General features: G+C 60.4%; 11 protein-coding genes. 7 read left to right on the forward strand and 4 right to left on the reverse strand.

All coding sequences use genetic code 11. The features are described from left to right. Positions 1-3: 3 nt before the first annotated feature. On the forward strand, positions 4-1134 hold the full coding sequence (locus tag AC1DBX_RS08670; RefSeq protein ID WP_476871757.1) for a hypothetical protein: 1131 nt from the start codon (positions 4-6) through the stop codon (positions 1132-1134). 58 nt (positions 1135-1192) lie between these two features. Here the strand turns inward: AC1DBX_RS08670 and AC1DBX_RS08675 are convergent, their stop codons facing one another. The 3 genes from AC1DBX_RS08675 to AC1DBX_RS08685 form a co-directional block, all read right to left on the reverse strand. After that, positions 1193-2539 carry a lipopolysaccharide biosynthesis protein gene (locus AC1DBX_RS08675; protein WP_476931548.1) on the reverse strand — a complete coding sequence of 449 codons (1347 nt, stop codon included), beginning with the start codon at positions 2537-2539 and terminating at the stop codon, positions 1193-1195. 50 nt (positions 2540-2589) lie between these two features. Beyond that, positions 2590-3699: a glycosyltransferase family 4 protein gene (locus AC1DBX_RS08680; RefSeq protein ID WP_476871755.1), complete on the reverse strand. Its 1110-nt coding sequence runs from the start codon at positions 3697-3699 to the stop codon at positions 2590-2592. 103 nt (positions 3700-3802) lie between these two features. Then, on the reverse strand, positions 3803-4972 hold the full coding sequence (locus AC1DBX_RS08685) for a glycosyltransferase (RefSeq protein WP_243180557.1): 1170 nt from the start codon (positions 4970-4972) through the stop codon (positions 3803-3805). A 152-nt stretch (positions 4973-5124) separates the two neighbouring features. On the opposite strand from AC1DBX_RS08685, the gene AC1DBX_RS08690 reads away from it, so the two are divergent. Continuing rightward, positions 5125-6039, forward strand: a complete 915-nt coding sequence (locus AC1DBX_RS08690; protein WP_476931549.1) for a glycosyltransferase — start codon at positions 5125-5127, stop codon at positions 6037-6039. 6 nt (positions 6040-6045) lie between these two features. Here AC1DBX_RS08690 and AC1DBX_RS08695 read toward each other — a convergent pair whose 3' ends face one another. Then, positions 6046-6690 (reverse strand): arsenate reductase/protein-tyrosine-phosphatase family protein, encoded by a 645-nt coding sequence (locus tag AC1DBX_RS08695; RefSeq protein WP_476871752.1) that lies wholly within the window; start codon positions 6688-6690, stop codon positions 6046-6048. 130 nt (positions 6691-6820) lie between these two features. Here AC1DBX_RS08695 and AC1DBX_RS08700 point away from each other — a divergent pair, with 130 nt between their 5' ends. The 5 genes from AC1DBX_RS08700 (at position 6821) to AC1DBX_RS08720 (ending at position 14973) form a co-directional block, all read left to right on the forward strand. Continuing rightward, a complete protein-coding gene (locus tag AC1DBX_RS08700; RefSeq protein WP_476871751.1) occupies positions 6821-8263 on the forward strand; it encodes a tyrosine-protein kinase domain-containing protein in 1443 nt (480 codons plus the stop codon). After that, on the forward strand, positions 8260-9555 hold the full coding sequence (locus AC1DBX_RS08705) for a hypothetical protein (protein WP_476871750.1): 1296 nt from the start codon (positions 8260-8262) through the stop codon (positions 9553-9555). Before AC1DBX_RS08700 ends, AC1DBX_RS08705 begins: the two co-directional genes overlap by 4 nt. A 224-nt stretch (positions 9556-9779) precedes the next feature. Beyond that, complete coding sequence (locus tag AC1DBX_RS08710) at positions 9780-11111, forward strand: glycerophosphodiester phosphodiesterase (protein ID WP_476931550.1); 1332 nt, start codon at positions 9780-9782, stop codon at positions 11109-11111. Positions 11112-11345: 234 nt separating this feature from the next. Continuing rightward, a complete protein-coding gene (locus AC1DBX_RS08715) occupies positions 11346-12509 on the forward strand; it encodes an acyltransferase family protein (protein ID WP_476931551.1) in 1164 nt (387 codons plus the stop codon). Positions 12510-12822: 313 nt separating this feature from the next. Continuing rightward, complete coding sequence (locus tag AC1DBX_RS08720; RefSeq protein ID WP_476931552.1) at positions 12823-14973, forward strand: PKD domain-containing protein; 2151 nt, start codon at positions 12823-12825, stop codon at positions 14971-14973. Positions 14974-15058: the final 85 nt, after the last annotated feature.

A 15058-nucleotide genomic window follows, 5' to 3' on the forward strand; every position in this document is an offset into this window, starting at 1 on the left:
ATAATGGAAGCGACTCATCTTTCCCGTAGGAGCGCCCTGGGATTAGGGGCCGCGGCGGCCCTCGGGCTGGCGGCAGGCCAGCTCGGTAACGCCACACCGTCCGCAGCGGCCATCGCTCGTCCGACGGGCACCGGCTACGTCCGCTATGAGGACCTGTACAGCTCCGGCAACGACCTGCAGACGGTCATCAACAAAGTTACCGGTAATCGGGTGCTGACCTTCCCCGAAGGCGTGTTCACCATTCCGTCCAATTTCCGCTACGGGTACAAAGACGGCGTGCGGTTGGGGAATCGTTCCGGTGGTGCCGGCTGTCGCGGCCTGGTGGGGTCCGGACGCAACACTATTTTTAGGATGGCCTCCTCGAGCCAGCCGAGGTGGACCGGTGGAGCTTCGCCCTACATGCTCATTCACGCGATCGCTTCCAGCGCAGATCCGATGATCACAGTCGAACTGCGCAACTTCCAAATCCAGGGAACCAGCCTGGGCCATGAGTACAACGGCCTTCGGCTGAGCCGGGCAAACGGCGTCGTCGATAACGTCTATATCAATGGCATCACCGGCTACGACTCTGTCCCGCCGGGCGAAACCGGGGGCATCAGCATATTCCAGTGCACTTCGGTGCGGGTAACCAATACCGAAGTGGATGGCCGCCGCGCAGGTGTGCGGGTTAGTTCCAGCCCCGTAATGGTGAACAACAGCTCGGGGATCACATTCCAGGACTGCTACTTCCACCATTCTCTTACTGGTGGCGGCGGCATTGCCTGGTTCGAGTCGCGTGATTCAACTGTGACCCGGGTGCGTTCGGAATACATCGGCTCCGGGACAGGCAAGCTTGCAGGGTACTGCTTCAACCACGAACAGTCCACGCGTATCACGTACAACGATCCCGTGATGATCTGTGACCGGAAGACCGCCGGCGGTACTTTGCACATGTCCTTAAACTCCGATGCAGCCCGCGGCGGAACAGACTGTGTGCTGACGGTGAAAAACCCCAAGTGGGACGGGACGAGTGTGGGCTCCGGAAAATTCGTTGTCGAGACTTGGACCATGGGGAACCAGGCCCAAAAGTCCGCCCCCCGCGTTTATGGCCCGACGGGGGCCGCGCTGCCGTTCACTTGGCTGCATCCGGCCTAAAGCCTGTTCTCGTCACCACCCCGGCCTGCGACCAAAGTGAGACTCATCAGCAGGAAGTTCATAGCTTGGCCGTGTTGCTTTCATGGGGCGACAAGTTGGCCCCGGTGCCCTGCCCCTGCCGGCGCCGGGCCAAGTCGCGCGTCACGTAGCAGAGATTAGGGATCAGCTGGCAGGCTGCAACCGAGATGGCGGAGCCGATGATCGGCCCCGCCGCGCCCAGCAGCGAAATCAGCCACCACGATATGGCAATGTTCAGCGGGACAAGCATGAGTATGGGCAGGACCTGAAACCGCAGGCCTGCGCTGTCGGTCATGTACATGCCCGTTGGGTATTTAGCTGCCTGGAGGGCGACGAAAACCGCGAACCCGGAAACGAGCCACGCATCCAGAATAATTCTGCCATCGGAAACAAAGGCAACGAGAAATGGCGTGGCGATGGCCAGTAGTCCGCCTAGGAATAGGCCACCCGCGGCAAACCAAATTGTCGGAACGAGCGGCGATTCGATGCGCGACGCCGATCTCGCCTTGGCATAAATGGGCCACAGAACTATTCCTGCCGCGGCAATAACTTGCAGAATCATGCCAAAAAGTTGCGAGGCAAGGTTGTACTGCGCCAGCTCCTCTCCATGGGTCAAATGGCTGAGCAGCAGCCGGTCGCTCTGCATAGCTATTGGAAGGGCGACCATCTGGAGGAGCATGGGCCAGGCAAGATGGAAGGCTTTGATGCCGGGCTCGCGTTTTATGTGCGGAACGGATCTGAGAGCTGAGGTCAGCTGAGGACTGAGCAGACGGCTGGCAATGATGAGGCAGATGATGGAGTTGACGGCAGCAGCGGCGTAGGAAAACACTGCCAAATAGCTGCCAACCGGCGCCGCAAGCCCAATCGATAGTAGAATTGCCAGCAATATGAGCGGGGCAACGACTATTTGGCTCTTAACCTGTGTGGCTGTCCGCTCAAGCCCGACCAGGATCCGTTGCCCCACCGCGAGGGGAAGGGTGATCCCGAATACGGCCATGCACAAAAAGGCCGCCCAAGCTCCGCCATCCGGTAGAAGGCCGTTGCCTAGCAACACGGGCCAAAGCCCCAGGACGGAAACCAGGGCGGACGTTGCCACGATTACGGTGCCGGAAACGAGGAGGATCCTCAAGGCAGTCAGCAGGGACCGACGAACGTGCTCGTCGCTCCTGGGATTCTTGGCCTCGGCGATCGAATTTATGACGACGGCGGCAATGCCTAAGTCCGCAAAGGGAAGAAGGCTCGGCAGAGAGGCAAGCAGGCCGTATTGCGCATAGGCTTCCGTACCGAAGTGAGAAAGTATCATTCGGCTGGTCACGATGGCGCACAGGCCTGAAAGACCTAGGACAATCATTTTTGTGCCCGCGGTTTTCCCCAGCTTGGACCACATGCTTGACCGATACGCTTCTGTGCCTACAGCCTGGGGATTTCTGCGAAGCGTCACCGTGCCACGTCCGGTGAGGCCTCGAACAGCCACTCGTCGGCGGCCAACCGTCCGTCAGAGTCAGGAAGACTTGCCGTCACGTCGTTGCCGAAGGGACCCGAGGCTATGGCCTTGCAGATGACATCCGCAAGCTCCTGCGCTGTTGCGTGCGGCGACACCACCGCATGGCCGTGGTCGGCAAGCCAGTCGCTCAGGCCCGTTTCGGTGGTCGTGACGATGGAACAGCCGTGTGCGAGCCCTTCTACAATCGGAAGCCCGACCTGTTCCCGCCATGTAGCTGTGGACTGCGATGGCAGAACCAGCACCTGGGCCTGCCGTAAGACCCGATGGATCTCATCGCGGCTTGGATCGATGTGGACCTCAACACTGCTGTTTGAGGTCCCAGCGCTTTCTGCTTCTGCCACCATGGCGCCCTTGCCCAGGATGACAAGTGCCGCTCCCGGATCTTGCTGAACAACGCCGGACCAGGCCGCCAGTACCAACGGGAATCCCTTCCGTCGGGACAGATCACCAAGGTATACGACGCGTGCTGGGACCTTCGGATAGTTCGGATTGCACTCGCACGGGGCCGGCAACGCGGGAACTAGACATTCTTCCTGTCCCTCCTGCAGGCGCGGGAGCACGTCGCGGTAAACCTCCTGCGCGGCCAGCGTTCCGAAGGCAATCCGGTCCACATGACGCCAGACGTAGAGGGCGAGGCGCCGTTCCACCATTTTCCGCGTCCGGGACTTCCAGCCCTGACCGCCAGATCCTGCAAAGGGATCGGCGTTGCCGATCGCGTACGTCACGATCCGGGTGCGGTGACCTCGTACCGCCCCCGCCAGGCGGACTGCAACAAGAGCCAAGAACGTCGCGGGGAGACTGGAGAGCATGAGGGGTTCATTAATCTCCAGCTGACGGACCCGGGAGCGGCCGAGGAGAAAGGCTGCTTTCAGCCGGTTGGCATGGACCAGGTGCAGTCCCTGCGTCAGCTGTTCATCAAAGTCGTACCTTTTCTGGCGGTAGAGGATAACAGCCGGCTCCAGTTGCCGGGCACGTTCGAGGTGTGCCGTCCTTAATGATTCATAGAGCCGGGCACGGGTGGAGTTCAGTTTAGGCAAAAACACTCAGTCTCTCTCCTTCGAACAGTGACACATGTCCGGCTCGCGTGCTTCTCAGATCGGTCAGGGAGGCCCCGCCAAAGGAAATCGGATCACGGCACGCGGCAGACTAACGTACCGGTTCCCGGTCCGGTCCTGCCTCGTATTTGCTGGACCTCTTCAATGCGGCAGTCTCCTTAATCTCGCGGTTAACGCGGCTTCGATAGGCAGATGGACGATGCCGCTCTTCGGCTACCACGGAGTCCTCAATTGCCCGACGGCGGTAGTCCGGCCAGGCCCGGTGTAGTAGCTCAATGGCATCCGCTATGGCGTCGGGGTCATCGGCTGGTACGAATAGGGGCACGGCATAGTTTCCTGCAGCCTCCCGAAGGCCCGACGTATCGCTGACAATCAGCAACCGTGCGGCGAGAAGCGCCTCTACCGCCGTGTTTCCAAAGGGCTCGTCAAGCCTTGACGGAACAATGGCGACATCAGCGCGCGCCAGGTTGGGCCAAACATCGGTGCAAAAACCAAGAAAACGGACGTGCCCTTCCAAGCGCAGGCTGGTCACCAGGCTTCGCAGTTCCGCCTCGTACCATTCGTAGCCTGGGTACACCGCGCCGACGAGCTCCAAGCTCACGTCAATCCCGCGCCGGCGAGCCCCGGCCACCCCGGCGACGGCAACGTCGACGCCTTTACGTGGAGACAGCCGGCCCACATAGACCATGCGCAGGGGCCCTACGACGGCTTCCCTGGGGGCGGTCACGGCATCCGGGCCGACCACTCCGTTGTACACAACCCGCACCCTCTTCGCGAGTGCCGGAAGAGTGTCAGTGAGGGTTTCTGCACTGTATCGACTGTTGGCGATAATTCGATCCGCCAGAATCAAAGGGGCAACAATCCCCAAGCGGACTGGCCACTTGGCCGACTTCTCCGCTTCATGGACGTGCGTCAGGACGGGGAGCCGGTTTAGCCGGGCCAACAAAAGCCACAGAGGAATGGTCAGAGTACTCACGTAAATCACGTCAGGGCCAGTCCTCCGGATGAGCCTCAGCCCGTGTATTGAGGCTTTTGCTGCCTCGACTGCCAGCTTGAGCAAACCGAGCGGATTGGCTGAGCTTTTGCGCAATACCGGCGACGGACACAAGCTGACGGTGGCGCCGCGCGCCTCAAGTTCTGCCACAAGCGGTCCCGTTTGAGGTACCGTCACAACGACCCTTGAGCCCTGTTCAACCAGTCCCTCTACTGTTTCGAGCATCACCCGGTCGGCGCCGTAGAGTTCAGAACTCGGGTGGGCCATTAGCACCGCTGGTGACGTGACGCATGCATGCATAGGGTCCTCTACTCCAGTCCAATCTGGGCGGCAAACCTCCGCTTTTCGCTGTCAGACACCGCGCCGCCGTCTGGGTCTGACGACGGTACTTTCTGGACACTAAGCTATATGGTGCTCACATGGCAATGAATCCGAAGCGCAAATTGGCGATTATCGTCGTGAACTACGGCTCGCATGAATTGTTGGAGACGAATATTGCGCCCGTGTCCGGCCACACACCGGATGTTTCTGTAGTAGTGGTCGACAACTACACGAATAGAACAGAACGGGACGCCGTTGCGAGCCTCGTTGCCCGGCGAGGCTGGACCTTGGTGGCGCCGGAGACCAACTTGGGATTCGGGGCCGGGATGAATCTAGGCGTCGAAGCTGCTGCCCGAGCCGGCGCACGAGCATTCCTGCTGATCAACCCCGATGCGACACTGGGCATGTCCAGCCTTCAGTTGCTGAGGGACGCCGTCGAACACAACCCGATGGCCGTCGTGGCTCCCCGTATCGTCCGGTCGGACGGAAGTATCTGGTTCACCGGGGCCACAGTTCGTATGGAGGACGGAGAAACCAGGGGGAGACGCCATGCATCCGCTGCGCTGCCGCCCGGTGAGCGCCGTTGGCTAACAGGAGCATGCCTACTGATAAGCCTCGAAATGTGGCAAGCCGCAGGTGGTTTCGATGACCGGTACTTCTTGTACTGGGAGGATGTGGACTTCTCCTTCCGCGTTGAGGCAGCCGGTGGAGCCCTAGAGGTGGTGGAGGAGGCCACAGCCACTCATGATGAAGGTGGCACCCAGGGCAGCGGACCGGGTTCCAGGGCCAAATCGCCCGTCTATTACTACTACAACATCCGCAACCGGCTGCTCTTCGCAGCGATCCACCTAAATCCGGATGACAGAAGGCGATGGAAGGGCTCGGCCATTCCGGCCGCTTGGCGCATCCTGCTTCGCGGCGGACGCCGGCAGTTCCTGCGGCCCGTCAGGCCAGTGTGGGCCGCCGTCCGCGGAACCCGGGACGGTCTCACCCTTCTTCGGCGTTGGTCATAAGGTTCGTCAATAGCCGCCTAAGGCGCTGAGGCCGAGATGTATCTTCCCCACGGCTTGGCGCACCTGATTCAGGGCCGCTTTATGGTGCAGTGGGCCCTGAAGATGCCCATCCGCAATATCCAGGCGCCGCTGGGCGCTTGGACCGCCCCGACTGAGCAGCGCCGGCAGCGCCATCGGCGAGCCTTCCGGGATAGCGACGGTACCGCGGAGACAGTTCATCGCTTCCACGATCTGGAACAGGGAGGCATCGCCGACCGGCACCCCGCCTGCGTGCCTCCCCCGGGATGCCAGTTCACCGAGGTAGGCAGCGGCTTCCCTGAGGGTGAACGTTCGGCGTCGTGCAGCTGCGTCCAGATAAGCAATTTCAGAGCGATGCTCGAGCGATGCGACTAGAATTAGTTCCGCGCGGCGCACGAGACCAAGTTCCAGTTTCCTTGAGCGGTGCTCCTTTGAGGCACCACTTTCAACGCCACCCTTGCGCAAAAGGGCGGAGGCGCCGCGACAGAGGCTCTGACCGTTCGCCGCATGCGTCCCGGCGCTCTGGATCTCAACGCCGGACCGGCCGACTCGCGCTGCGTAGTCGGTCAGTAACGCTTCCGCGTACGGCGACCGGCAGACGTTAGCGGTGCAGACTACCAGGATCGATGCCAAGACTGTGTCCTCATGTCCGCCATCCATGACCGCAGTGTAGCCCGTCATCTGTAAAACGGGTGATAGTTTCGGACCATATTCCGGTCAGCAAGCGGTAGGGTTGGCCGAAACGCTGCAAGGGGGATCTTGGATGGAGCTTGCCGAATACCTAGGGACGCTGCGCCGTCGGTGGCTGTTCATAACCGCACTGGCACTTTTGGGTGCGGGTATCGGCTTCGTCCTGGGGCTCAACTCACCAAAAATGTACAAGGCTTCAAGCAGCGTGTTCGTGTCGACTCAGCGCGGGAGTACAACCACGGAGCTCGTGCAGGGGTCAACGTTCACGCAGAACTTGATCCAGTCGTATGCGAAGCTTGCAAAAATGCCGTCTGTCCTCGGTCCGGTCATCACGAAGCTGAATCTGCAAACCACGCCGGAGCGGTTGGCCGATGCGGTTTCCGCGGATACTCCGCTGAATACGGTCTTGATCGAGATCGCGGTGACCGATGAATCGCCTACCCAGGCTGCCCTCATTGCAAATGCGGTGTCCTCTTCGCTAGCAACCACTGCGCAGGCACTGTCTCCTAAAGCTGACAATGGAACTCCTGCTATCACGATGCAGCAGGTCGAGCAGGCCCAGGCGCCCAACAACCCGTTTGCCCCTGATAAGCGATTCATGGCTTTAACCGGTTTTGCCCTGGGCCTGGCCGTGGCATCGGCTTATGCCCTGGGCCGACAGGTTATCGACACGCGGCTACGAACAGAGCAGGACGTTCAGCGAGCTACTGAGATTCCGCTCCTGGGGACCATTCCCGGTCTGCGCAGAAAGGGCGGGGCCGAGGTGGCCGACTTCCGGACGCAAAAGACCGGTGTGACCGCCGAGTCGTTCCGGAAACTCGCCGCTAATTTAGAGTTTCTTGATCCAGATGCGCGTGTCCGGTCCGTGGTTGTCACGTCAGCAGTTGCCGGGGAGGGAAAAAGTTCTACGGCAATCAACCTGGCCTTAGCCCTGGCAGAACGATCTGACCGGGTAATCCTGGTCGATGCGGATTTGCGCCGGCCCCGGATAGCTGAGTACTGCGGCATCGATGGAACGCTCGGACTCACCACCGTTCTTACCGGCAGGGCCAAACTAGGGGACGTCATCGAACCTTGGGGTCCCATCCGGGTCCTCCCGTCCGGTGCGGTACCCCCGAATCCGAACCAACTTGTAACTTCAGCCATGATGGCGGCCACGGTGGAAGCCCTGGTCCAGCAATTCGACATTGTCATTTTTGATTCCGCGCCACTCTTGCCCGTGGCCGACTCGCTCGCCCTATCCCGGCTGACCGACGGGGCGCTTCTCGTGGCGCGGGCCAATTCCACCCGCCGGGGCCAGTTGAAGGCGGCCGCGGACGCGGTCGAAAACGTCAAGGGTCGGGTCCTCGGCGTCATCCTGAACCGGATCAAACTCGGGCGGGACATCCCGAGGAGCTATGGCGACGCTGCCCTGCCGGCGGCAAAACATGCCATGGCGCCCGAGCACGAGTGGGAGCTGGGCGGAAGAGCCGATGACCTCTCCATCGATGGCGACGCCCTGAGGAAACTTGTGTGAGCCAGAGTGCGTTGCGACGGCCGGATCGACCACTAGCTAGCATTGACGCCGCACAGTGGCAGCACGCGACTGTCTGGGTGGCGTTTATCGTCCTGGTCCTTCTGGGCGCCCGCCTGCAATTGAGCCACACAATCACCGTAGGTTATGTGGCTGCGCTGGTCATCGCGCCCCTTTGGCTGGGGGCTCTCGGAAAGTTCCGAGGAGCGGCCAGCCTTTTTGTGCTGGGAATAGCCTGTTGCCTATCCGGTTTCTGGCTGTTGGCACTCAATGCCCCTGATCACCAGGTGGATTCGAGCACTGCCATAAATAACGTGACACTGCTCGTGGGTCTTCTGCTCACCGTTGGCACGGTCCTATGGGCAAAGCAAGTAATGCCCGAATGGTTGATCGGGTTAAGTTACGGGCTCGGTATGCTCTTGGGCGTATCGCGGTCGGGAGCCGCAGCGGAGAACGCCTGGAAATTCGGATACTCCGTTCCCGTCATTGTCATCAGCTTATCCATTGCGTATGGCGTTGGCCGCTGGGGCAGGCGCCGGCAAGGATTAGTGGAGGCCCTCACACTGACGTTGTTGGCTGTCCTGTGCCAGCTAAACGACTCGCGATCTATGTTTGGAATGCTGGGAATGGTCATGATTCTCGTACTCTGGCAGCTGGTGCCTCGAGGCAAGAGCGGGCGAAGGTCAGTGATAAAGACCATGCTCGCGCTCGCGTGCATGGCGGTGGCAGTGTACGACGTCCTTACAAGTCTGCTCGTGGAGGGTTACCTCGGCGCTGCTGCACAAGACCGCTCCGTGACACAAATCAACATGACAGGATCCCTCATCCTGGGAGGCCGGCCGGAAATGGCCGCAACGCTGGGACTGTTCGCCCACAACCCGCTGGGATTTGGCCTCGGTATCATTCCCTCGCCGACGGACGTCACCGTAGCGAAAACGGGCATGGCCTCCATCAACTATGAACCCAACAACGGTTACGTAGAAAAATACATGTTCGGGTCACAATTCGAGGTCCACTCCGTGGTGGGGGACCTGTGGGCACTGTTTGGCATTCCTGCACTCGCGCTAGCGTCGTTTATAGCCGTTTGGGCGCTTCGCGCCATAGTCGTTGGAATCACGCACGGACGGGGAAGCGCGTTGCCTCTTTTCCTGGCTGTCATCACGCTGTGGAATATCTTTTTCAGTCCCCTGCTGACTTCCGTCGCCACGATGGGACTGGGCCTGGGACTAATGCTGCCAAAGAAGAACCAACAGCGCGAGACGAGTGCTGCTGGGCCACTACGAGATGCCAATTAAAGGACGACCGAGACGGATGGCTATGAATGTAATTCACCAACTCTCCTTCAACTCGCTGACGGCAAGTTCCAACTACGTTGCACGGCAGCCGTCTGACCCAGTCCGTAAGGTCCGGTCCCATGGGTAGGACTGGCAGACAATCACCAGAACATGTATCGAGGAGGACCTTCCTCATCGCATCGTCGTCCGGCCTGGTGCTCGCATCCTGTTCAGCGAATGATGCCGTGCCCGAGCGATCGCCGATCTATACGGTGGACAGCCTTACCGGAACGACACCGTTCTATATCGCCCACAGGGGCTCCGGAGACAACTGGACCGAACACACGAAAGTCGCCTACGACTCCTCTAGGGCCGCGGGGGCGCGGGCTATAGAGGTCTCGGTCCACTCAACGTCCGACGGCGTCCTGGTCTGTCATCATGACGCTAATCTTTCGCGCCTAACAGGCGTCGACAAGGACATCGAGAACATGACGTACGCGGAACTCGCAGAGTTCCGCGTCGACGCGCGGCAATGGCTGGGGCCGTCAACGGCCCCCCAGCCGATACCCAAATTGTCGGACGTCCTGGACGCTTGCGCCGCCACACACGTTGTCTTCCTGGAGGACAAGCAGGGCACCAACACCAAAGTGCTCCTGGACCTCATGGATACCTATCCGGACTCGACCGGCCATTTCGTCTGGAAGCAGGACGCGGGCGTCAAAACGTTCGAAGACGCACGGGCCCGCGGCTATAAAACCTGGGGCTACTTTGTGGACGGAGCGGACAAGAAATTTGAAAAGTACGCCGCCCGTCATGACTTCGTAGGCATTTATCATCTGGCGGCTGACGCGGATATACAGCGGCTCGTCGGTTTCGGACGGCCCACGATCTGTTGGGAGGTTCATACACGTTCGAGAAGGGACAGCCTTCTTGAGCTGGGAGTCCGGGGCATGATGTGTCCCAACATTCCCTACGTGATGACCGACGTTCCGGCGGCCACCGCTGACACTTTCGCCACGGGGCTCCGCGCCGCAGGGGACCTTCCGTCGACCCTCGGTTGGGCCTTCCAGCCCCTTATTTCACCCCGGGAAGCAACCGTCACACTTGCCGACGACGTGGACCAAAGCTATTCACTTGGGTCCATGTGCCCCATCGCCGGCGATGAATATTCCATCGAATTTCAGTTGTGCTGGCCCACGAGGGTGCCTTCTTCGGTGCAGGCCGGACTAGCATTCGGCCTCACCAGCGACAGCCCGTATCAACCGCTCGAACCTGGTCCAGCCGGTTACCATCTCTTGTTGGATGACAAAGGCGAGCTTCGGCTTTACGCCAGGCGCGAGTCCGGCGCCTCCGAAAGTTTGGGCGTGTTGAGGACAGCTCCTCCGGTGCCCGGATCATGGATCAGTTTGAGGATCTCAGTGGAGAGCTCCCGCATAACGTTTTCCCGGCCCGACGCCGAAGAGGCGAAGGTATCGGTAACAACCGCGGAACACCGCGGCGGCTACTTCACCCTCTGTAAGGCCTATAAGGGAAAAGTCCCCATATCCTTCCGCGGGATCAAAGTCGACAGTGCATAGTTCTGGGCCCAGTCACGTCGGCTGCCAAATGGCCAACTATGTTCCAGCCTGGCTTCCTTCCCAAGGGCCGTGATGGCAGGCTGCCACGGATGCGCACGGCGGGAGAGCCTGTGGAAATTTACCGACAGAAAAATCCCGCACGCAAAACCCCACGGAGCCGGCAGATGCACTAGGGTCGGAGCAATGCCGTGTTTCCGCTCCTGGTGTTTGTTTGTGAGGACGAAGAGGTAACGAATGCGACTCATCGGATTTTCGAGGCTCGGCTCGCCGAAAGACCAAGATAAATCGGCCGCCCAGCGGACGGACTTGCCGCAGGCCAAACCGGGTAAGTTCCAGGGTATTCAGGCCCTTCGCTTCATCGCCGCACTACTGGTAGTGGTCACACACTCGACCTTTTATGCTCACGAAAGACTGTCGTCATCGGTCCCCGTCTGGAATGACGGCGTGGTTGGCGTCCGGGTGTTTTTCGTGATCAGCGGTTTTGTCATGGTTGCCTCGACGACTTCTCTCGCCGGTACTCGGGACGGCTGGAAGTACTTTTCAATGCGGAGAATAATCCGCATTGTTCCGATGTACTGGATGGCCACCACGGTCAAATTACTAACGATGTTGGTACTGCCTGCGGCGGTTCTTCATTCAGCGCTTGATCCCGGCAAGGTTGTCCTTTCATACTTGTTCCTGCCCTCACGTAACGCGGACGGAGCCGTGGAACCACTCTTGGGTGTTGGCTGGACTTTGGTGTTCGAGATGTTCTTTTACGCAGTCTTTGCCGTTGCGCTGCTCGTCAGGGCGAACGTCATCTACCTGGCTGGGGGCGTGCTAGTCCTTGTGGCTTGCGGATCTCTGTTCCGCGGAGCCAACTGGCCTGCCTGGGCCGTCTACTTTGATCCGATCGTTCTCTATTTCCTTGTGGGCATGCTCATTGCGAAGTTGACTCTCAACCCCCGAACGCGCCGCCGCTTGGCGCCGGCGGTCCTTGCGGTACTTGCACTCGGGATTTTATACATGGTGATCCACCCCGATATAGATGGTTCGTTGAACAATCGTGTCTTCGAAATGCTCGCGGTAAGCGCAATCGTCTTGGCGGTAGCCTGGCTTGAGCCGCTCATTGGACGAGGGGTCCCAAAGTTCGCGACGTTTCTGGGAGCCGCGTCCTACTCCCTGTACCTGTTTCATCCGTTAATTGCGCCAGCAATACCCGAAGTGCTGGTTCGGCTGGGAGTCACGAACGGCGTCGTTTCTGTCCTGCTGTCGATCGCGGCGGCACTGGTTGCAACCACGCTAATTTATCGGTTTGTGGAACTGCCAGTGACGGCCTGGCTGCAGACTCGTGTTCCATATGTCAACCGACAGCCCAAAGCGGCTGGTTCGCTCGAAACAGCGGACTCTGGAAAGTAATAGGCAGCCGAAAAATAGTTGGCCGACTCTTCGCATTACCGTCGGTTCGATATGCCCCGAGGCAAACCCTGCGGGTCTGTTGCGCCCTGATGGAGCATGCATTGCTCAAGGCAGATGCAAGTACAAATGCGAGTAGGACCGACGAAACGGCGAGAAAGTCGAGTACCGCATACTCGGGGACCCGAAGGGGGCTCAGCTTACCGTTCAACCCAGCACACAAGTGGTGTGCTGGGTTGAGCGGAATGTATCGCTGAAGTGCCGGCCCAGCACATCACCAGCGATGCCGTTCGAAGCAAATTCATGAGGGGGCAGCATGAGCGTTGAAAACAGCGGTCCATCAACGGAGTGTGCACCGTCGCCGCCCCAGCCGCCCGATGCCAGCCATGGCCATCACAGCGGGCCTCCGCAGCCGATGACGGGTAAGAAGTGGCTCGCTGTTCGGAACCGGCGCACGGATAAGCGTGCCGCGAGCGCAACGAAGAGGCGATTAACGCTCCGTGTCGCCACGTTTTGGCATCTCGTCACGGTGTCGGTTACGAGCGCTGCCCTTGTCTTCGCCGGATCGGTGGCCTGGAGTCCGGCGATGGCCCAACTGCTGCCCGGGAGAACGGAGGCTGCCGAAGCCGCCGTCGTCCCCGCCGTTCCGGGGGAACTTCGCGTCACAGCGGCGGGCGATTATTCCACTTCAGCCGCCGCTGCCGGTGTCCTCTCCCGAGTCGGACAGCTCAAACCGGACCTGCACCTGGCCCTGGGTGACCTTTCCTACGGTGCCACCGGAGCAGAGCAGTCCTGGTGCGATTTCGTCACAGCCCGCACAGGCGCGGGCTTCCCGTTCGCGCTGGTGTCGGGCAACCACGAAAGCAACGGACAGAACGGAAACATTAATGATTTTTCTGCTTGCTTGCCCAACCAGCTTCCCGGGGCGGTAGGGACCTACGGCCGGCAATACTACGTCGATGTCCCACAGCAGAATCCATTGGCACGATTTGTATTTATCACTCCGGGAATTCCTTTTACGGGCGGAACCCCTGACTACTCCGTCGGCAGCCCTCGTTATAACTGGACAGCAGCAGCAATCGACGGAGCCCGGTCCGCGTCCATACCCTGGGTCGTGGTGGCTATGCACACACCTTGCATCTCGATCGGTATATACGACTGCGTTGCAGGCACCGACATTACTAACCTGCTTCTCAGCAAGAAAGTGGACGTCGTCCTGAACGGCCATGAACATCACTATCAGCGCAGCAAGCAGCTTTCAGTAGCAGCCGGATGCGCGGGGCTCCAGCCTGGCGTCTACAACCCATCCTGCGTGCGTGACGGGGACAATTCCCTGGCCAAGGGAGCCGGCTCCGTATTCGCAACTGTCGGGACGGGCGGCGTAGGCCTGCGCGACGTCAATACCGCCGATCCGGAAACACCGTACTTCGCCGCCTATTCGGGGCTCAACCTGAACCCAAGTCACGGCCTGCTGGACATGAAGTTCACCGCCACCACCTTGGAGGCCGGATTTGTCGCCACGGACGGGGCGTTCACGGATGCCTTCATCGTCGCTTCGGCGGGGGGCAATGTGCTTCCAGCCGCGTCCTTCACCTCGTCCTGCTCTAGTCTCACCTGTGCATTCGACGCGTCGGCGTCCACAGATCCGGACGGCATCATAGCAAGCTATGCCTGGGACTTCGGTGACGGCATCGGCGGCAGCGGCCCTTCGCCGTCGCACTCCTACGCCGCCCCCGGCAGCTACGACGTCACCCTGACTGTCACTGACAACGGCGGAGCCACAAACGCGACAACGCGAACCGTCACAACAACAGCTGGCACAGCACCGTTTGCCCAGGACACGTTCAACAGGACGGTCAGTAATGGTCTCGGCACCGCGGAAACGGGTGGCCCATGGTCCGTGACGGGCAGCACGAGCGATTATTCCGTGGCCAGCGGGACAGGACGCCTGCGCATCGCCTCTCCAGGCGCCGTCAAGTACGCCTATCTGGGTTCTGTCAGTTCCTCGGCCACCGACCTCTACCTTGAGCTTGCGACCGACAAACCCGCCACCGGTTCCGGTCTGTATTTCTCGGCAGTCGGACGACGGGTTGCGGGATCCGGAGAATACCGGGCCAAGGCCCAGGTGACATCCACGGGAGCTGTGAACCTGTCATTGATCAGGACATCGGCCAGCGGTGCCGAAACCACGATCCAGAGTGGACTCACGATCGGTGGCCTGAACTATGCCGTCGGCGATCGATTGGCAATGCGCCTGCAGGTCACGGGCACGGGGACCACCACGATCCGCGCCAAAGTCTGGGAAGTGGGGACGGCCGAACCGGTAAGCTGGCAGCGCTCCGTGACTGACACGACGGCGGCTCTGCAGGCGGCGGGCGGCGTCGGGTTATTCACGTATCTTTCCAGCAGTGCTAACAATGCGCCGATCACTGTGCTGCTGGACAATGTGACGGCGGCGGTCCCGTAGCCGGTTCACGAGCCCTGGGCGCTGTTATCCGACCGGCGCCCAGGGTGTAATACAGGCCTCCGGCCAGGCGGACCGTAGTGAGTGC

The sequence above is a fragment of the Arthrobacter sp. 10N44_2 genome (assembly GCF_056394385.1).